Annotated in this window: 15 protein-coding genes, 1 pseudogene and 1 riboswitch; of the genes and pseudogenes, 7 read left to right on the forward strand and 9 right to left on the reverse strand. The window is 71.0% G+C overall.

Annotation, left to right across the window (positions count from 1 at the left end; translation table 11 throughout):
* Window positions 1-17 precede the first annotated feature (17 nt).
* From OG303_RS07420 to OG303_RS07430, 3 genes are all read left to right on the forward strand, one after another.
* Complete coding sequence (locus OG303_RS07420) at window positions 18-1,115, forward strand: alcohol dehydrogenase catalytic domain-containing protein (RefSeq protein ID WP_405866002.1); 1,098 nt, start codon at window positions 18-20, stop codon at window positions 1,113-1,115.
* Window positions 1,116-1,236: 121 nt separating this feature from the next.
* Window positions 1,237-2,145 (forward strand): LysR substrate-binding domain-containing protein, encoded by a 909-nt coding sequence (locus tag OG303_RS07425; protein WP_405866004.1) that lies wholly within the window; start codon window positions 1,237-1,239, stop codon window positions 2,143-2,145.
* A 292-nt stretch (window positions 2,146-2,437) separates the two neighbouring features.
* Entirely contained in the window at window positions 2,438-3,304 is an 867-nt protein-coding gene (locus tag OG303_RS07430) for a 3-hydroxybutyryl-CoA dehydrogenase (protein ID WP_405866006.1), read from the forward strand.
* Window positions 3,305-4,010: 706 nt separating this feature from the next.
* On the opposite strand, the gene OG303_RS07435 is transcribed toward OG303_RS07430, so the two are convergent.
* The 8 genes from OG303_RS07435 to OG303_RS07470 all read right to left on the reverse strand — a co-directional run bounded on the left by OG303_RS07435 (window position 4,011) and on the right by OG303_RS07470 (window position 11,839).
* Window positions 4,011-4,967, reverse strand: a complete 957-nt coding sequence (locus tag OG303_RS07435) for an electron transfer flavoprotein subunit alpha/FixB family protein (RefSeq protein WP_405866008.1) — start codon at window positions 4,965-4,967, stop codon at window positions 4,011-4,013.
* Window positions 4,968-5,030: 63 nt separating this feature from the next.
* Window positions 5,031-5,813, reverse strand: coding sequence for an electron transfer flavoprotein subunit beta/FixA family protein (locus OG303_RS07440; protein WP_405866010.1), 783 nt, complete (start codon window positions 5,811-5,813; stop codon window positions 5,031-5,033).
* A gap of 26 nt (window positions 5,814-5,839) precedes the next feature.
* Window positions 5,840-7,018, reverse strand: coding sequence for an acyl-CoA dehydrogenase family protein (locus OG303_RS07445; RefSeq protein ID WP_405866012.1), 1,179 nt, complete (start codon window positions 7,016-7,018; stop codon window positions 5,840-5,842).
* Between the two features lie 59 nt (window positions 7,019-7,077).
* The gene (locus OG303_RS07450; RefSeq protein ID WP_405866014.1) at window positions 7,078-8,340 is read right to left on the reverse strand and encodes a CaiB/BaiF CoA transferase family protein; all 1,263 of its coding nucleotides are present in this window, start codon (window positions 8,338-8,340) and stop codon (window positions 7,078-7,080) included.
* Window positions 8,341-8,402: 62 nt separating this feature from the next.
* Window positions 8,403-8,756 carry a Zn-ribbon domain-containing OB-fold protein gene (locus OG303_RS07455; protein ID WP_405866016.1) on the reverse strand — a complete coding sequence of 118 codons (354 nt, stop codon included), beginning with the start codon at window positions 8,754-8,756 and terminating at the stop codon, window positions 8,403-8,405.
* A gap of 208 nt (window positions 8,757-8,964) precedes the next feature.
* On the reverse strand, window positions 8,965-9,786 hold the full coding sequence (locus OG303_RS07460; protein WP_405866018.1) for an ABC transporter ATP-binding protein: 822 nt from the start codon (window positions 9,784-9,786) through the stop codon (window positions 8,965-8,967).
* On the reverse strand, window positions 9,783-10,796 hold the full coding sequence (locus OG303_RS07465) for a FecCD family ABC transporter permease (protein WP_405866020.1): 1,014 nt from the start codon (window positions 10,794-10,796) through the stop codon (window positions 9,783-9,785). The genes OG303_RS07460 and OG303_RS07465 overlap by 4 nt, the downstream gene beginning before the upstream one ends.
* Window positions 10,793-11,839 (reverse strand): ABC transporter substrate-binding protein, encoded by a 1,047-nt coding sequence (locus OG303_RS07470; protein ID WP_405866022.1) that lies wholly within the window; start codon window positions 11,837-11,839, stop codon window positions 10,793-10,795. The genes OG303_RS07465 and OG303_RS07470 overlap by 4 nt, the downstream gene beginning before the upstream one ends.
* Before the next feature lie 54 nt (window positions 11,840-11,893).
* Window positions 11,894-12,108, reverse strand: a riboswitch (cobalamin riboswitch).
* 190 nt (window positions 12,109-12,298) lie between these two features.
* Here OG303_RS07470 and OG303_RS07475 point away from each other — a divergent pair.
* The 3 genes and pseudogenes from OG303_RS07475 to OG303_RS07485 form a co-directional block, all read left to right on the forward strand.
* Window positions 12,299-12,610: pseudogene (locus OG303_RS07475) on the forward strand (allantoin permease); the annotation flags it as partial.
* An 888-nt stretch (window positions 12,611-13,498) separates the two neighbouring features.
* On the forward strand, window positions 13,499-14,494 hold the full coding sequence (locus OG303_RS07480) for an esterase/lipase family protein (RefSeq protein WP_405877129.1): 996 nt from the start codon (window positions 13,499-13,501) through the stop codon (window positions 14,492-14,494).
* Window positions 14,495-14,669: 175 nt separating this feature from the next.
* On the forward strand, window positions 14,670-15,911 hold the full coding sequence (locus OG303_RS07485) for a glycosyltransferase (protein WP_405866024.1): 1,242 nt from the start codon (window positions 14,670-14,672) through the stop codon (window positions 15,909-15,911).
* 78 nt (window positions 15,912-15,989) lie between these two features.
* Here the strand turns inward: OG303_RS07485 and OG303_RS07490 are convergent, their stop codons facing one another.
* Window positions 15,990-16,628, reverse strand: coding sequence for a methyltransferase family protein (locus tag OG303_RS07490; protein WP_405866026.1), 639 nt, complete (start codon window positions 16,626-16,628; stop codon window positions 15,990-15,992).
* Between the two features lie 251 nt (window positions 16,629-16,879).
* On the opposite strand from OG303_RS07490, the gene OG303_RS07495 reads away from it, so the two are divergent.
* Window positions 16,880-18,115, forward strand: a complete 1,236-nt coding sequence (locus OG303_RS07495) for an alpha/beta hydrolase family protein (RefSeq protein ID WP_405866028.1) — start codon at window positions 16,880-16,882, stop codon at window positions 18,113-18,115.
* Window positions 18,116-18,128: the final 13 nt, after the last annotated feature.

Consider the following 18,128-nt stretch of genomic DNA (forward strand, 5'->3'; position numbering starts at 1 on the left):
GTATTTCAATGGCGAAAATGCTCGCTGCACGACTGCACGCGCTCGGTGAGCCGATGTCGGTGGACACGATCGACGTGCCCACCCCGCGGCCGACCGACGTCCTGGTGCGAGTCAAGGCGTGCGGGATCGTGCCCAACATGGCCAATGTGATCAACAACTGGCCCACCTGGTTCCCGCACCAGCCGCTGCCCAAGTTCCCCGCCATCTTCGGCCTGGACGCCGCAGGCGTGGTCGAATCGGTCGGCGAGGCAGTGCTGCACACCAAGCCCGGTGACCGGGTGTACGTCAACCCGCTGCGTTCCTGCGGCAGTTGCCAGGTGTGCCGGGGCGGTGAACTGAGCCGGTGCCGCTACTTCACGTTGAACGGCTACTTCAGCACCTCGCGTGACGGACAGCGGATCTTCGACCTCTACCCCTACGGCGGCTTCGCGGAGTACATGACCGCACCGCAGTACTCGATCGTCAACATCCCGGACACCATGACGTTCGAGCAGGCCGGCAAGCTCGGCTACATCGGCACGTCCTACGGAGCGCTCAAGAATGCCGCGGCCGGCCCCGGCCAGGTCGCGCTCATCGACGGGATCACCGGAACCCTCGGTGTCGCGTCGACCGTGCTGGCGCTGGCCTCCGGAGCCTCCCGGATCCTCGGGACCGGCCGCAACGAGGAACTCCTCAAGCGCGTCAAGGAACTCGATCCGGATCGCGTCGAGGTCTTCCGGCTGGGCGACGGCTCCACCGGTGAGTGGGCAAAGTCCCGCACCGGCGGCGAGGGCGCGGACTACGTGATCAGCGCCCTCGGCGCCAAGGCCCCGGTGGAGACGATGCTCGACTCCATGCAGGGCGTCCGCCGGGGCGGCAAGGTGGTCAACGTCGGCGGTGTGGCCGACCGGCTGCCCGTGGACGTGAAGTGGCTCATGGACGAGCAGGTCCAGCTGATCGGCTCCAACTGGTTCACTACCGCACAGGGCCAGGAACTCGCCGACATGGTGGCCACCGGCACCCTGGACCTGTCCTACCTGCAGGCCAAGCCCTTCCCCCTGTCCAGGGTCAACGAGGCGATCTCGGGCCTCGTGGACCGCGACGGCGGCTTCAGCAACTACGTCGTCATTCCCTGAACCGTCCCGTACTCACCCCGCGGCGATCTTCTGCCCTGACGTCGCCGCGGGGTGTTCTTCCCACCGGCCGTGCGCACGGCCGTCGTTGCTGTCGGCAGGGCTCAACAGGACGGAGGAGCCGATGGAACTGCGCTGGCTGGAATCGTTCGTCACCGTCGCGGAGGAACTGCACTTCGCGAGGGCGGCCGACCGTCTGCACCTTGCTCCGTCGGCACTCAGCGCCCAGATCAGGGCGCTGGAGTCGCACCTCGGCGTGCGGCTGATCGACCGCGGACGCCGCACCCGCCCGGCCCTGACCGGCGCCGGGCGCCTTTTCCTGGAGGAGGCACGGCTGACCCTCGCGCAGGCCACCCGGGCCGAGTCGGTGGGCCGGCGCGCCGGTCGCGGGGAGCTGGGGCACGCCGAGATCGCCTACGTGGCCTCCGCCGCCTTCTCCGGAGTGCTGACCGACGTCCTCATCCGGTGCACGGCCCCCGACACCCACCTCACCGTGCAGGTACGCGAGTTGGAGACACCGGCCCAGCTCGAGGCGCTGGCCTGCGGGGACATCGACGTCGGCTTCCTGCGCTGGCGGCCGGAGTACCCGGCCGGGATCACGGCGACCTGCCTGCTCACCGAAGACGTCGTCCTGGCCCTGCCCGCCGGCGCGCCGCTGGCGGCCTACGAGGCGGTACCGGCGGCGAAGCTGCGCGACGAGTGCTTCGTGGCCCCGCACTTCGACGAGGAGTACGGCTGCCGCGACCAGATCCTCGAGGTGGCCGAGCTGGGAGGCTTCAGCCCTCAGTGCGCACCTCCGGTGCGGGACTTCATCGCCGCTCTGACGCTGGTGGGCGGCGGTCTCGCCGTGGCACTGGTGCCTGACTCGCTGCGCCGCGTACGCATTCCGGGTGTGGCCTACCGTCCGCTGGCGGACGTCGCGCTGACCACCCGGCTGGTCGGTGCCTACCGCAAGGGCGAAACCTCGCCCGCGGTTCGCGGCGTGATCCGCCGACTGCGGGAGGCAGCTGCCGCCACGACCGCCGTCGGCTGATGCCAGGACAACCCCCGGCATCGCCGTCAGGCCCGTCCGGAAATGCCGTTCCCTGACGCAGCCGACCTCCTCCTCATGCCGGCCTCACTGGTCACCGGGCCTGCCCCGGTCGTGATCGGTGTGGCTCTCGGTGGCACCGCCGGTCAACCACGAACGGCCGCATGTTTGTGCGCGGAATACGCACCATCGATGCAGGTCAGACGGGGTGTGCCCGGCCTAGGCTCAACACGGAACCACAAACCGTGGCGGCATCGTTGGACCGCCGCCGGACGCGGGACAGGCGGAGGAATACATGACATCGATCAAGCGCGTGGGCGTCGTCGGGGCTGGGCAGATGGGCCGGGGCATCACAGAGGTCTGCGCCCGTGCCGGACTGCACGTCACGTTGTGCGACGTGACCGAGGACCGGGCCCGTGCCGGGCTGGCGGGCGTGGCGGACTCGCTGCTCAAGGCGGAGCGGCGCGGCGACATCACCCCGGAAGCGCGCGCACATGCCCTGTCCGGAATCTCGGTCACCGGCGATCTCTGCGGCCTGTCCGGTGCGGACCTGGTCATCGAGGCGGCCGTCGAGGACGAGCAGGCCAAGACAGCGCTGTTCCAGCAGCTGGACAAGGTGGTCACCGACCCGGCCGCCGTGCTGGCCAGCAACACCTCCTCGATCCCCATCGCCCGGCTCGCGTCGGCGACCGGACGGCCTCATGCGGTAGTCGGCCTGCACTTCTTCAACCCGGTCCCCGTCATGCCGTTGGTCGAGGTCATCCCCTCGCTGCACACGTCGAAGTCCACGGAACTGCGGGTACGTGCCTTCGCCGGCGAGATCCTGGGCAAGAAGACGATCGTGGCGCAGGACCGCGCGGGCTTCGTGGTCAACTCCCTTCTGGTGCCGTACCTGTTGGCGGCTGTACGACTGGTCGGCACCGGCACGGCGACGGCTGAGGACATCGACACGGGAATGACGGCGGGCTGCGCCCACCCGATGGGCCCCCTGCGCCTCGCCGACCTCATCGGCCTGGACACCGTGGCGGCGATAGGCGAGGCGCTCTACGAGGAGTACCGCGAACCGCTGTACGCCCCGCCCCCGTTGCTGCGCCGCATGGTCGAGTCGGGTCTGCTGGGCCGCAAGTCGGGACAGGGGTTCTTCGACTACCAGGCGGCCTGATGGCCTGATGGCCTGATGGCCTGTCAGATAATGCCCGCTCAGACTGGCTTCGCCCCTGCTGAGCAGTGCCGGCGGCCGCCGATGGCGTCGACCGTGGGGTGGTCCATGGACGGATCGGCGCGGTCGAGTCGGCACCGCGCGAGACGCTGTTCCCGGATCAAGCCCGGGACCGTGTACCACTGTTCGGCCCACCATTTGTACAGATAGCGGCGGGAGAGGCGGTGGGCGGCCGCGATCCCCTCTGGGCTCAGCCCGAGGTGGCCGAGCCGCCTCTCCGAGTAGACGAGTGCCGCCTGCTCGGCCGCACCGCGTGACCGGCGAGATCACCCGTACGCGGGCCCGCGCGCACCGTCGTGGGCCCGCGTCGACGCGTTCGAGGACCCGGGGTTCACAGGGTCAGCCGGCCTGCGCCGCCGGGAACTCGGCCTGCGCGGCGGCGTCCTCGTGCGCATTGACCATCGACACGTTGTAGAGGCCGACCGGACAGGCCATGGCCGGCACGACCGGGGCCGGGGTGAGCTCCGGGACGATGAAGTGAACACAACGGCGCTGGAGACGGGGACGCGCCCACGGTCAGGGACCGTGGGCGCGGTGGCCCGGGCGGCGTGCGTCCGTCCACCCGGGGGCAGGTGCGTACTACGGGGCACATGGTCTCTCCCGCGGTACGCGCCTTGATCATCGGGCCGCCGGGGCGAGCCGCTTCCGCTCACTGGCGGCGGGCGGCCAATTCCTTCGTCAGCTGGGGCGCAACCGCGAACAGATCCCCCACCACGCCGTAGTCGGCGACGTCGAGGATCGGGGCCTCCGGGTCCTTGTTGACCGCGACGATCGTCTTGGAGGTCTGCATCCCGGCAAGGTGCTGGATGGCTCCGGAGATGCCCAGGGCGACGTACAGCTGCGGGGAGACGGTCTTGCCGGTCTGCCCGACCTGGAACTGGTGCGGGTAGTACCCGGCGTCGACCGCGGCGCGTGAGGCACCCACCGCGCCTCCCAGGGCGTCGGCCAGTTCCTCCACCACCCCGAAGCCGTCCGCTCCGCCGACACCGCGGCCTCCGGAGACGACGACGGTCGCCTCGGTGAGCGCGGGCCGGTCGCCTGCCGGTGCGGCCCGCCTGGCAGTGATACGGGCGGACGCCGCCGGGTCGACCGCCGGCGGGGCGAGCGTCCGCTCCACGGCCTCCCCGGGATGCTCCTCCGGTTCGAAGGCACCCGGGCGTACGGTGATCACCGGTACGCCATGGGTGACTTGCGACCGCACGGTGTACGACCCCCCGAAGACGATCTGGGTGACCACGCCAAAGGAGTCCAGGTCGACCGCGTCGATCAGCAGCCCGGCGTCCAGCCGCGCGGCGAGGCGCCCGGCCACTTCCCTGCCGTCCGTCGTCGCGGAGACCAGCACGGCGGCAGCGCCTTCCCGGGCCGCGAGTTGCAGCGCGTCCACGGCAGGCGTGACGAGGAACTGGGCCGCCTCGGCGGATTCCGCCACGTGGACGGTGGTGGCGCCGTACCGGGCGAGGGATTTCTCAAGGCGCGCCGCCGTGCCGGGAGTTCCGACGACAACCGCGGCCGGGTCCCCCAACCGCCGCGCGGCAGACAGGAGTTCGTAAGTGGATGGATTGACACGTTCCCCGTCGTGATCGACGAGCACGAGGACATCGGGCATGGGGTGCCTGTCTTCTTTTTCTCGGTCGGGTTTTCTCGGTCGGGTTTTCTCGGTCCGGGCGGTTCAGAGCAGCTTCTGAGCGATCAGATACGCGGCCATGGACCGGCCCGCCGAGCCCTCGTCCGTGATCCGGATTCCGGCGGCTCGCGGGGGGCGCAAAACAGCCTCCACCACACGGGTACGGGTCACGAGGAAACCGGCGTCGCCCGCGTCGGGGAACAGGTCGTCGAGGCCGACCGTGTCCACCGGCTTCTTCTTGGCGGCCATGATCCCCTTGAACGAGGGGTAGCGCGGCTCGTTGATCTTCTCGGTGACGCTGACCAGCGCGGGCAGCGGCGCGTCCAGTGTCGCCTGGCCGCTTTCGGTCTCGCGCTCGGCGCGCACCCGTCCCGCGTCCACGTCCAGCTGCCGCACGTGGGTCACCTGGGGAAGGCCGAGCAACTCCGCGACGACGGCGGGGACCGCGCTCGCCCGGCCGTCGGTGGTCGCATCGCCGGCGAGTACCAGGTCGACGTCCGCCACGGTCCGTACGGCGGCGGCCAGGACCTTCGCGGTGGTCAGCACGTCGGCGCCGCGCAGGCGGTCGTCGCAGATGTGGATGCCCCGGTCGCCGCCCATCGCCAGGACCTTGCGGATGGCGTCGAGTGCGGAGTCGGGTCCCATGGAGACGACGGTGATGTGGGCATCCGACGTCTCCTTCAGTCGCAGGGCCTCTTCTGCGGTGCGCTCGTTGATCTCGTCCAGGACGAGTTCGGCGCCTTCGCGGTCGAGGGCGTGGTCGGCCTGGGACAGGGTGCGTTCCGCGCCGGTGTCCGGGACCTGCTTGACGAGTACGACGATGTTCACGGGTCTCCTCCCTCGGCCTCCGGTGATCAGCGGAAGGCCGCCTGGCCGGTGATCGCCTGCCCGACTACCAGGGTGTGCATCTCACTGGTGCCTTCGTAGGTGAGGACCGACTCCAGGTTGTTGGCGTGGCGCAGCGGTGAGTACTCCAGGGAGATGCCGTTGGCCCCCAGGATCGTGCGGCACTCGCGGGAGATGGCGATCGCCTCGCGGACGTTGTTGAGCTTGCCGACGCTGATCTGCTCGGGGCGGATGCGGTGTTGGTCCTTGAGCCGGCCGAGGTGGACGGCGAGCAGCGCGGAGTTGCCGAGGGTCACGGTCATGTCGGCGAGCTTCTTCTGGGTGAGCTGGAAGGCGCTGATGGGCTTGTCGAACTGGACCCGGGAGTCGGCGTATTCGATGGCCGTCTGGAGGGAGTCGCGGGCCGCGCCGACGGCACCGAAGAGGATGCCGAAGCGGGCCTCGTTCAGGCAGGACAGCGGGCCGCGCAGGCCCTGGGCGTGCGGCAGTCGCGCCGCGTCGGGCAGCCGTACGTTGTCGAAGTACAGCTCGGAGGTGATGGAGGCGCGCAGCGACATCTTCTGCTTGATGTCCTGGGTGGTGAAGCCGGGCGTGCCGCGCGGCACGAGGAAGCCGCGGATGCCGTCCTCGGTCTGCGCCCAGACGGTGGCCACGTCGGCGATACCACCGTTGGTGATCCACATCTTGGAGCCGTTGAGGATCCAGTCACCGCCGTCGCGGACGGCCCGGGTGCGCATCCCGGAGGGGTTGCTGCCGAAGTCGGGCTCGGTCAGGCCGAAGCAGCCGATCGCCTCACCGGCGGCGAGCCGGGGCAGCCACTCCTGCTTCTGCTCCTCCGAACCCCACTTCCAGATGGAGAACATCGACAACGAGCCCTGCACGGAGACGAAGCTGCGGAAACCGGAGTCGGCCGCCTCCAGCTCCAGACAGGCCAGGCCGTAGCTGACCGCGTTGGTGCCGGCACAGCCGTACCCTTCGAGGTGCATGCCGAGCACGCCCAACTTGCCCAGTTCCGGGGCGAGTTCGCGGGCGAAGTGGGCGTTCTCGAACCACTCGCCGATGTGCGGGCGCACCCGGTCGGCGAGGAACTTGGCGACGGTGGCCTGGATCTCGCGTTCCTCGTCGGTGAGCGTGGAGGCGAGGTCGAGCAGGTCGAGGGGGTCCTTCATCGGCTTGGCGCCGCTCATGGTGAGCTCCTGGGAGTTGTGGTGGTGGGTTGGGGAGTGGGTGGCTGCGCGCGGAGCGGTCAGGTGGCCGGTCCCTTGGGCGCGGAGGCCCGGTCGGAAAGGACGTTGAGAATTTCCGCCGTGTGCTGACCCAGGCGCGGCGGCGGCAGACGGTACTGCGCGGGCGTCCCGCTCAGGGCTATCGGGTTCGCGACCTGTCGGGCGGGCCTGTCCTCCGCTCCGTCGCCGGGTTCAGCGTGTTCTGCGGGTTCGGCAGGGATATCGACGATGCCGGGAAGGCCGAGTTTGTGGGCGAAGTCGAATGCCTCGTCGAGGGTGTTGACGGGTCCGGCGGGCACACCCGCGGTCAGCAGAACGGCCGACCAGTGGTCCGCGTCGGCGACGTCCAGCCGTTCGGTGAGGATGTCCCTCAGTTCGGCCCGGTGGGCGACCCGGTCGGCATTGGTACGGAAGCGGTCGTCGAGGGCGAGACCGGGATCCCCGACGGCCTCGGCGAGCGCCGCGAACTGCCGGTCGTTGCCCACCGCGATCGCGATCGGACGATCGGCAGCCGGGAAGGTCTCGTACGGGGCGATGCTCGGGTGCGCGTTGCCCAGCCGGCCGGGCACCACACCGGCGACGGCGAACGCCGAGGCCTGGTTGACCATGGCCGACAGCAGCGAGCCGAGCAGGTTCACCTCCACCCGCTGGCCCTCTCCGGTGGCGTCGCGGTGGCGGAGGGCGGCGAGGATGCCGAGCGCGGCGTGCATGCCGGTGATCACATCGACCAGCGCCACGCCCGCCTTCACCGGCTCACCGGCCGCGTCCCCGGTCACGCTCATCAGACCGCCGACGGCCTGTACGAGCAGGTCGTATCCGGGGATGGCCGCGCCCGCACCGGCTCCGAAACCGCTGATCGAGCAGTAGACCAACTCCGGGTGCCGGGCTCGGAGTTCGCTGTGCCCGAGCCCCAGCCGTTCCATCGTGCCGGGACGGAAGTTCTCCACCAGGACGTCGGACTCGGCGACCAGGGCACGGGCCTGCTCGAGGCCCGACTCGGTCGTCAGGTCCAGAGCGACAGACCTCTTGTTCCGGTTGACGCTCAGGAAATACGTCGACGTGCCGTCGTGGTCCGCCGGAGGGTGCCAGGCCCGGGTTTCGTCACCGATGCCCGGCCGCTCCACCTTCACCACGTCGGCGCCGAGATCGGCGAGGAGCATGGTGGCGTAGGGCCCCGCGAGAACCCGGGAGAAGTCGGCGATGCGCAGACCTTCGAGCGCGCCGCGCCCCGCTGCGTCGAGAACGCCGGCCCATCCGTCCGACGCGTTGTGCTGGGTGCCCACGCACTTTCCTCTCTGATCGTCCCGTCCACCCGGATCCGGCTCCGCGCCGGAGCCGTTTCCCGTCACCACCAGCGCTCCGCGGGCGGCGCCGGGTGCGTGAGTTCCACGACGGGAGGGCCCTCACCGAGGGGAGCATCGGTCCGTACGACCCTCACCCGTGCCCCGATCGCGACCACGACGGGCGCCGTCCTGGTGACCTGGCAGACCAGGGTGAACCCCTCGTCCATCGCGACGAACCACGTGTTGTGCAGGGCGGGACCGTTGCGGCGGACGACGACTCCGGTACCGGCGCTGGGTTCCCGGCTGAAGGCCCTGGACCCGCAGGCGCGGCAGAACGCACGGCGGTAGGCCGGAGTGCCGCACCAGCGGCAGCGCTGGAAGATCAGTTCGCCGCAGTCGGTGTCTGTCTGGAGCATCACGGCCTCCTTCGCTCGGTCCGGTGACCGGAAACGGGTGATCGGAATCCGATATGGCTCCTTCACCCTGGCCCCGCCGCCAGTCCCCGGTCAACGACGAACCCACGCATCTTTGTGCGCGAAACGCGTTCCGTTCACCGAGGTCAGAGCCGGTTTGCCGGCATTACTCTCACGGCAGAGCACCCACGAGGACAGGCAACGGCCGCTGTCAGGCGGGCCCGTTCGACGGCTCGGTGACACGGCGCAGGTAGCGGATGACCGGGTGGCCCGGTTCGTGGCTGACGTCGGCGTGGACGCCGTAGACCTCTTCGATGAGGGACGGGGTCAGTACGTCGGTGGGTGTGCCCTCCGCGACGGCGCGACCGGCCTGGAGTACGAGGAGGCGGTCGCAGTACATCGCGGCGAGGTTGAGGTCGTGCAGGGCGATGACGGTGGTGACCGGCAGGGCCGCGATCAGGTCGAGGAGTTCGAGCTGGTGCTGGATGTCGAGGTGGTTGGTCGGCTCGTCGAGGAGGAGTTCGCGGGGTTCCTGGGCGAGTGCGCGAGCGATCTGGGTGCGCTGGCGTTCGCCGCCGGACAGGGTGTGCCAGGTCTGGTCGGCCCGGTCGGTCAGCCCGGTGCGTTCCAGGGCGGCGGCGACGGCCCGGGTGTCGGTGGGCGAGGCGGCCGACCAGGCGCGGCGGTGCGGGATACGGCCCAGGGCCACGACGTCGCGGACGGTCAACTCGGTCTGGGTGTCGGCATGTTGCTCGACCGTGGCGACGCGCCGGGCGGTGGCGCGGCGGCCGATCTGCGGCAACGGCCGGCCGTCCAGGGTGACGACCCCGGCGGAGGGCGCGAGGACACCGGCGAGCAGTCGCAGCAGAGTTGACTTGCCGGAGCCGTTGGGGCCGAGCAGGCCGATCGTCTCGCCGGGCTGCGGGGCGAGGGTGACGCCGTCGACGATGAGCCGGCCGTCGGCGCGGCGACCGACACGGTCGGCGTGGAGCCCGGACGGCGGCTGCTGCCCTGCCGGAGCGGGGCGGCTCACGTCCGCCGCCGGGTGCGGTAGAGCACGGCCACGAACGCCGGTACGCCGATGAGGGACGTCACCACGCCCACCGGGACCTCCTGGGGGTCGATGACGGTGCGGGCGGCGGTGTCCACCCACACGAGGAAGACCGCGCCGCTCAGCGCGGTGACGGGCAGCAGCCGCGCGTGGCCGTGGCCGGTGAGGGCGCGGGCGGCGTGCGGCAGCACCAGTCCGACGAAGCCGATCGCCCCGGCGCAGCTGACGAGCGCCGCGGTGAGCAGCGCCGTGGCGCACAGCAGGATCAGCCGGGTGCGGGCCACCCGTACGCCGAGGCTCGCCGCGGCCTCCTCGCCGAAGGCGAACGCGTCCAGGGTCGGGGCGTGGCCGAGGCAGACCACGAGGACGACGGCCAGGACGACGGCGCTCAGCACCACCTCGCCCCAGCCGGCTCCACTGAGCGAGCCGAGCAGCCAGAACAGCACGCCCCGCGTGGTCTCGGCGTCCGCCGAGGTCAGCACGACGAACGAGGTCAGCGCGGAGAACAGTTGCATGGCCGCCACCCCCGACAGCACGACCCGGTCCGTGGTGCCGCCGAGGGTGTGGCTGAGCACCAGGACCAGTGCGAAGGACAGCAGCGCACCGAGGAACGCGCCCGCGGACAGGGACACCGCTCCCCCGCCCACCCCGAGCACGACCACGGCGACCGCGCCGGTGGAGGCGCCCGAGGACACGCCGAGGACGAACGGATCGGCCAGCGGGTTGCGCAGCAGGGACTGCATGATCGCGCCGCACAGCGCCAGCCCGGCCCCGCACACCGCGGCCAGCAGGGTGCGCGGCATGCGCAGGTCCCACACGATGCCGTCCCGCAGCGGCGCCAACGTCCTTTCGCCCAGCCCGAGATGGGCGGCGACCGACGCCCACACGTCGGCCGTGGAGATGTCGGCCGGGCCGATGGTCACGGCGACGGCGATCGACGCGATCAGCACGGCCAGTCCGCCGCCGGTCAACACCAGGGTGCGGGCGCTCACTTGGCGAGCCCGAAGTCGCGCAGCCCCGCGGCGACCTCCTCGATCCCTTCGACCGTACGGATGGAGGGGTTCATCGCCTGCCCGCTCAGCAGGATGTACCGCTTCTTCTTCACCGCGGTCAGGTTGCGGGTGGCGGCGTTGGTCTCCAAGAAGCGGATCTTGGCCTTCGCGGTCTCCGCGGTCTGGGACCTGCGGGTCAGGTCGCCGAGAACGACGACGTCGGGGTCGCGGTCCGCGACGGTCTCCCAGTTGATCTGGGGCCATTCGTCGTGGGTGTCGGAGAACGCGTTCTCCGCTCCGACGGCACGGGTGATGGCGCCGGGGGCACCGCAGCAGCCGGCGAGGTAGGGCGACTGGGAGTTGGCGAACCAGTACATGAGGGAGACGTCGGAGGCGTCCAGCCCGGCGTGGGCGGTGCGCACCCGGTCCTTCAGCTCGGCGACGAGCGTCTCCCCGCGCTTCTCGACCCCGAACGCGCGGGCCAGGTCGCGTATTTCGCCGTACACGGCGTCGAGGGTGAGGGGCTTGCTGCGGGAGCCGTCGCCGCCGCTGTCGTTGTCCTTGCCCGCCGAGCAGTCGGAGGGCGAGACATACGTGGGCACGCCCAGCTTCTCGAACTGCTCGCGGGTCGCCACGCCACCCCTGCCGAGGGTGGAGACGAACGACGCGGTGACGAAGTCGGGTTCGGCGTCCAGGACCTTCTCGAAGGAGGGGTTGTTGTCGGCTAGGCGCGCGACGGTGGAATTGGCCTTCTCCAGGCCCTTCATCACCGGATCGGTCCAGGTGGCCGTGCCGGCCATGCGGTCGGCGAGACCGAGGGAGAGCAGCATCTCCGTCGTGCCCTGGTTGAGGGAAACGGCCCGCTTCGGGGCGGACTTGAGGGTGACCTTGTGGCCGCAGTTGTCGAACGTGCGCGGGTAGCCGGAGTCTGCGGACTCCCCCGCGTCCGTTTCGTCGCTGCCCGTGCCACCGCACGCGGTGAGCAGCAGGGCGGGGGCGAGCAGGAAAGCGGCGGTACGGCGGGTGGAACGGAGCACGGGCATGCCTCGGTTGTCGGGGCTCGTACGCGGAGCCTGGCCTACGGACGTCCTCCCCGCACGGGGCGCGGAGGTGCCAGCAGGTCTTCGGACTCGGGTTCGTCCGGACGGGGCGCCTTCCCGGTGCTCGTCCGCCCCGGCCCTCCGGCCGACACGGACTCCTTTCAGTGGCGTCGCATGCCCCGCCCGTCCCCCTCACCGCTGCGCGTCAGTTCCGGTTTCGCACCGGATTCCCTGGCCTCGGATGTGGCTCGACTGGCTCCCCGACACTATCAAGATCGTCGTACGGCCAAGTCGTGCGGTCGAGTCGCACGAGCCAGTCGTGCGGGCGGCCACGCGATCGCACAACTGGCCCTTGGTCACCGGGTGACCGGTCCCTCCCCTGCCGTTCGAGGCCGGGCGGAGGTCGGGTGAGATCTCGGAAACGAGCCGTTCACCACGCGCGAGGCCTTCGGAAACAAGAGGTTTCTAACCCTCGGCGACACCCTCCAGCCGTACTCCCCGGTCGCCGCGGCCGTCATCGCCTTCGTCTTCACCCCGCTGATGGCGATCGTCACCAAGGGCAAGTACTACCTGCGCCGCACCGACGACGGCATCGACGATCCCCTGCTCGACGCCGAGGGCAACCCGAGCGCGGTCACCCTTGACTGCCACGTCTGCCACCAGCCCTACGGGCGCCCCGACCTGACCGCCTGCGCCACCCACGGCGCCGTGGTCTGCTCGCTCTGCCTGAGCACGGACAAGGTCGGAGACCACGTGCTGCAGGCGACGGCATAACCCACGGAGCGGGCGGCGGGGCACGCGACACACCCGCCCGCTCCGCCGGACCACATCCCTACGCCAGGGAGCCGTCCGAGTCGGACACCCTGCGGGTCGCGGACCGGATCATTCGCTCCGCGCCCGCGCTGGGCCTGCGCACCGTAGCGGTGCACTCCGACACCGACGCCCGCGCACCCCACGTCCGGATGGGACGGCCGACGCGGCCGTACGACTGGGCACGTCGGTGCCCGCAGCCGGGAGCTACCTACGGGCCGACCCGGTACAGGGGCGGCACGAACCACCGGCGCCGGAGCCGTGCACCCCGGCCTCGGGTTCCTCTGGGGAAGCCCCACCTTCCCCACCGCCGTTGAGGTGGTGACCCGCCCGCCGTCCGCTGTCCGGCTTCGACGGCCTGCTCCGGCCCGCCATCACCGAGCATCCCGGCATCACCGCCCTCGCAACCGGCGAGCAGGCCTCAACTCCCCTCCCCGGTACGGGAGTCGACCTCGCCGTCTTTGGCGCCCAACTGCGCGCCCAGCCGCTCAACCCCCCACCTCAGCACCACGGCGCACGGTACGCGGGTGAGGTCACCGCGGCGCGCGGCCACTTCCTCTCCGCTCCACCCGCCCCCATGTCCCTGGGTCCCATGCCCCCGGGCCCCATCGAACTGGCCGACGACACCTGGGTCCTGGGCTTTCAGTGCGACCGACCCTCCTGGTCACGGCCGCCTCCCCACGACTCCGCCCCGCCCGCAGCGGGTGGGCCGCCGCCCTCCCGGCTGACCGTGCGTGCGCCGAACGGGCGCACCTGGCGCGCCGTGCACGAGCCCTGCGCGGCGGCTGTCGAAGCTGGGGCGGCCACTTCGAAAGCCCCCCGACCACCCGTCACCAGGAGGTGCGCACCGTGATGCGCCGAATCCTCAAGGCCGCAGGTGCAGTCCTGGCCGCGGCAGCCTGCCTGACCGCCGCCGTCCCCTCCGCATCCGCCGCGGCCCCGGCGTCGCGACATGCTGCCGCCGAGGCCTCGCCCGCGCCACCCGCCAACCCGTTGAGCCGCCTGGGAGCGCTCAGTTGGGGCCCGGCCGCGCTCGGCTCCGTCACCAACCCCGACCGTTCTCCTGCCGGGGCCAACGACTTCGCCTGCAAGCCCTCCGCCGCCCACCCCTACCCCGTGGTCCTGGTCCACGGCACCTTCGAGAACGCCTTCGACAACTGGAGCGGGCTCGCCCCCGTGCTGAAGAAGGCCGGCTACTGCGTCTTCGCCCTCAACTACGGCGAGAGCGCGCCCCGCGCCCTGATGAAGGCGACCGGCCCGATTGCCGCCTCGGCCAAGCAGTTGGCCACCTATGTCGACAAGGTGCTGGCCGCCACCGGGGCCGCGAAGGTCGACCTGGTGGGTCACTCCCAGGGCGGCGGGCTGATGGCCGAGTGGTACCTGCGCTTCGAGGGTGGCGCCGCGAAGGTGCACCATCTGGTGGGTATCAACCCCAGCAATCACGGCACCACCGCGAGCGGCACGATCCACCTTCTCGATGCGGCGCTGGACGTGGCGGGGCATGTCGGCAAGCCACTCGGTCTGGACAGCCCCGCGGCCAAGGACCAGACGATCGGCTCCCCGGTGCTCCAACAGCTGTACGCCAAGGGCGACACCGAGCCCGGCGTCGCCTACACCACCATCGTCAGCCGTACCGACCTGGTCGTGACCCCGTACACCAACCAGTTCCTCACCGCCGGGCCCGGTGCGACCGTGCGCAACATCCTGCTGCAGGACGTCTGCCCACTGGACCTCACCGGTCACGTGGGCGGCCCGTACGACCCGAACGTGTACCAGCTGGTGCGCAACGCCCTCGACCCCGCGCACGCCGAACCGGTGCGCTGCGCCCTCATGCCGATTCCGGTGTGAACCGGCTCCAGCCGAAAGGCCATTGAGAACAGAAGAGGGGAAAACGAAAGGGAAAGGAGGCTGCCGCTCCTTTCCCTTTTCAACGTATAGCGCACCAGGGGGCTTGCGGCAAGGCCCGGGTCGTGCCGCAGAATCTCCGGCCGAGGCCGGAATCTGCGGAATGGGGAGTCGAGAAATGCGTGTGCTGTTGTCCACGTACGGGTCGCGCGGGGACGTCGAACCGATGGCGGGACTCGCGGTGGCGTTGCGGGAGTTCGGCGCGGAGGCGCTGGTGTGCGCGCCTTCGGACGAGGAGTCCGCGAAGCGGCTGGCCGGTGTCGGTGTGCCGCTGGTGCCGGCGAGCGCGCCGGTGCGCGCGGTGGTGACCGCGGCGACGCAGCCGTCGCCGGCGGGCCTGCCGGAGCGCGCGGCCGCCTTGGTCGCCGCGCAGTTCGACGCGGTCGCCGCGGCGGCCGAGGGATGTGACGCGGTGGTGGCGACCGGCCTGCTGCCGTCCGCGGCGGGCGCCCGGTCGGTGGCCGAGACACTGGGCATCCCCTATGTGTTCGCAGCCTTCTTCCCGGCGTATCTGCCGTCGCCGCACCACCCGCCGCTCGCGCTGCCGGGCCGGCCGTTCCCGTCCGACGCGACCGACAACCGGAAGCTGTGGGACCTGAACACCGAGAGCATGAACGAGGTGTTCGGCCCGGGGCTCAATGCCCACCGGGCCTCGATCGGCCTGCCGCCGGTGGATGACTTCCGCAACCACGTCCTCACCGACCGCCCGTGGTTGGCGGCCGACCCGGTCCTGTCCCCGTGGCAGGAGTCGGCGGACCACGACGTGGTGCAGACCGGTGCTTGGATCCTGCCGGACGAACGCCCGCTCCCGGACGAGTTGATGGCCTTCCTGGACGCCGGCGCACCACCGGTGTACGTGGGCTTCGGCAGCATGCCCATGCACGGTGCCAAGGACGTCGCCCGGGTGGCCATCGAGGCGATCCGCGCGCAGGGCCGCCGCGCAATCGTCCGGCGCGGCTGGGCGGACCTGGCGCTGATCGACGACCGGGACGACTGTTTCGCGGTCGGCGAGGTCAACCAGCAGCACCTGTTCGGCCGGGTGGCCGCCGTCGTGCATCACGGCGGCGCGGGTACGACCACGACGGCTGCCCGCGCGGGCGCGCCCCAGGTGGTGGCACCTCAGATGGCTGACCAGCCGTACTGGGCCGGCCGGGTGGCCGAGCTGGGCATCGGCGCGGCACACGACGGTCCGACTCCGACCTTCGAGTCCCTGTCGTCCGCGCTCCGCACGGCCCTTGCCCCCGAGACCCGGGCACGGGCGACCGCCGTGGCCGCCACGATCCGCAGCGACGGGGCGACGGTGGCCGCGATGCTGCTGCTCGACACGATCAGCCGGGGAAGGCCGCCCGTGTCCGCGTGAACCACGCGGGACCGCCGAGCCGGGGCGTGCCCGGGCCGCGCCGTCAACTCGCCCTGCTGCGACTCCGGTTCCGGTCCGCTACTGCTCGCTGCCGGCAGGGCGGTGTCCGGCCCCGGCGGGACGCGTCCACGGGAGCAGCGCCGGTACGCGGGCGCGGTAGGCGTCGTAGGAGGAACCGAACTGGCCGGCCATGAGCCCGTCCTCGATCCGGACCCGGCGCAGCAGCCACGGAATGGCGACCGCCACGATGGCTGTCCACACCCCGAAGCCGCAGGCCAACATGCCGCCTATTGCCAGGCCGAGCAGGCCGGTGTAGATGGGGTGGCGGACCAGCCGGTAGGGACCGTCCGTGCGCAGCTCGTGGTGCTCCTGGAGCAGCGGGACGCTGGCCCACATCGTGCCCAGGACCCAGCGGGCCCACAGCAGCAACGCGGTGGAGGCGACGACCAACAGGCCACCGAGGAGGGCGAGTTCGGGCTGCCAGTACTGCAGATGGCGCCAGAAGCCCCGAGAGTGTCCGACCAGCGTGGAGAAGGCGAAGGCGCCCGCGATCAGCAGGACCCGGCGGGGCAGTGTGCCGCGCAGTCCGCGCACCCAGCCGTGCAGGCTGCCCTGGCTCTTCACGCCGAAGTAGGCGGCACCCACGATCCAGGCCACGACAAAGGTCAGGACGCAGGCACCGGTGAGAGCGACAAGCGCTGAGTGGAGAGAACTCATGCCCCAAGCGTGCTCCGAGTACCCAGTGGATCACCAGCACCCACGGGTCGATGGAGAAGTCTCCACCCACGGATGGAGCCCGATACCGCCTGGTCGGGGAGATGGGGTCTGGGGGTAACCCCCCACGCGCATCAACGGGCCTGCCGGATGGTGACGCCCCGGCCGAACCGCGACGCTGAACGTGATCGCCGAACACGTACAGATCGCCTACCGACCGCGTTCGGATCGCGCACAAACGAAGAGGTCCCGTCATGCTGAGCCGCCGCGCCACCCTTCTGTCGGCTGCCGCCGCCCTCGCCCTGTCCACCGTCCCGGCACGAGCCGCGTCCGCCGGGCCGGGCAAGGCGGGCTCGGTACGGCTGACCTTGCCCACGCCCAGCGGACCGTACGTCGTGGGGACGGTCTCACTGCACCTCGTCGATGCCTCGCGTTGCGATCCCTGGATCACGTCGCAGCCGTACCGGGAGCTCATGATCGGCATCCGCTACCCGGCCCGGACCGTCGCCGGGTATCCGGCCGCACCGCAGATGCTCCCCGGCGAGGCCGCCGGATTCGCCGCCCTGAACAGCTTCACCGACGTGCCCGCCAGTGAGGTCGACTGGTCGGCCACCCGCACCCACGCTCACGAAGGCGCCCCGGTCGATCGGGCCCGCGGCCCGTTCCCGGTGGTGTACTACTCGCCCGGTGCCGGGGACCCGCGTTCCCTGGGCACCACGCTCTGCGACGACCTTGCCTCCCGCGGCTATGTCGTGGTGACCATCGATCACACCTACGACGCCTCCGCCGTCCAGTTTCCCGGCGGCCGCGTCGAGAAGTCCGTTCTGCCCGCGGAGTACGAGAAGGCGTACCCGGACCAGGAGCGCATCACCGCCCTGTTGCGCAAGACGATGGCGGTAAGGGTGGCCGACACCCGCTTCCTGCTCGACGAACTGCCGAGTGCACTCCCCCAAGTCCTGCGCGGCATGCTGGACTTCGACCGCATCGGCATGTTCGGTCAGTCGGCAGGTGGCTTCACCGCACTGCAGACCATGCACGACGATCCGCGCATCGCGGCAGGGGCCGACCTGGACGGCGTTCTCGCCGACGTCCAGAACGACAGCACCCCCGGCAACCTTTCCAGCGTCGCCGCCGACGGCCTCGACCGCCCGTTCCTGCTGATCGGTATGGACGGCAACAACCTCGCCACGGTGCCGTCATGGAACGCCCTGTGGCGGCACAGTCACGGCTGGCACCGGGGCCTGAGCCTGCGCGGCGCCGATCACGCGACGTACACCGACGCCGAGGCACTCATCCCGCAGATCGCCCACCAGCTCGGCCTCCCCCGCAAGACCGTCGTGGAGAACATCGGCACCATCGCGCCGCGGCGTGCGATCGCTGCCGAACGGGCCTACCTCGCCGCCTTCTTCGACCGCCGGCTGCGCGGCCGGGACGACGACGGCCTGTTGGACGGGCCGTCGGCCCGATTCCCGGAGGCGCGCTTCTTCTGAGCGCCGAAGGGGC

It is taken from the genome of Streptomyces sp. NBC_00005, from assembly GCF_045160215.1.
Lineage (GTDB): Bacteria > Actinomycetota > Actinomycetes > Streptomycetales > Streptomycetaceae > Streptomyces.

Bases quoted from the DNA above. Each gene is read 5' to 3' on its own strand.
- OG303_RS07420 (WP_405866002.1), top strand. From the start codon at position 18: ATGCTCGCTGCACGACTGCACGCGCTCGGTGAGCCGATGTCGGTGGAC.
- OG303_RS07425 (WP_405866004.1), top strand. From the start codon at position 1,237: ATGGAACTGCGCTGGCTGGAATCGTTCGTCACCGTCGCGGAGGAACTG.
- OG303_RS07430 (WP_405866006.1), top strand. From the start codon at position 2,438: ATGACATCGATCAAGCGCGTGGGCGTCGTCGGGGCTGGGCAGATGGGC.
- OG303_RS07435 (WP_405866008.1), bottom strand. From the start codon at position 4,967: ATGCCCGATGTCCTCGTGCTCGTCGATCACGACGGGGAACGTGTCAAT.
- OG303_RS07445 (WP_405866012.1), bottom strand. From the start codon at position 7,018: ATGAGCGGCGCCAAGCCGATGAAGGACCCCCTCGACCTGCTCGACCTC.
- OG303_RS07455 (WP_405866016.1), bottom strand. From the start codon at position 8,756: ATGCTCCAGACAGACACCGACTGCGGCGAACTGATCTTCCAGCGCTGC.
- OG303_RS07470 (WP_405866022.1), bottom strand. From the start codon at position 11,839: ATGCCCGTGCTCCGTTCCACCCGCCGTACCGCCGCTTTCCTGCTCGCC.
- OG303_RS07480 (WP_405877129.1), top strand. From the start codon at position 13,499: ATGCGCCGAATCCTCAAGGCCGCAGGTGCAGTCCTGGCCGCGGCAGCC.
- OG303_RS07485 (WP_405866024.1), top strand. From the start codon at position 14,670: ATGCGTGTGCTGTTGTCCACGTACGGGTCGCGCGGGGACGTCGAACCG.
- OG303_RS07490 (WP_405866026.1), bottom strand. From the start codon at position 16,628: ATGAGTTCTCTCCACTCAGCGCTTGTCGCTCTCACCGGTGCCTGCGTC.
- OG303_RS07495 (WP_405866028.1), top strand. From the start codon at position 16,880: ATGCTGAGCCGCCGCGCCACCCTTCTGTCGGCTGCCGCCGCCCTCGCC.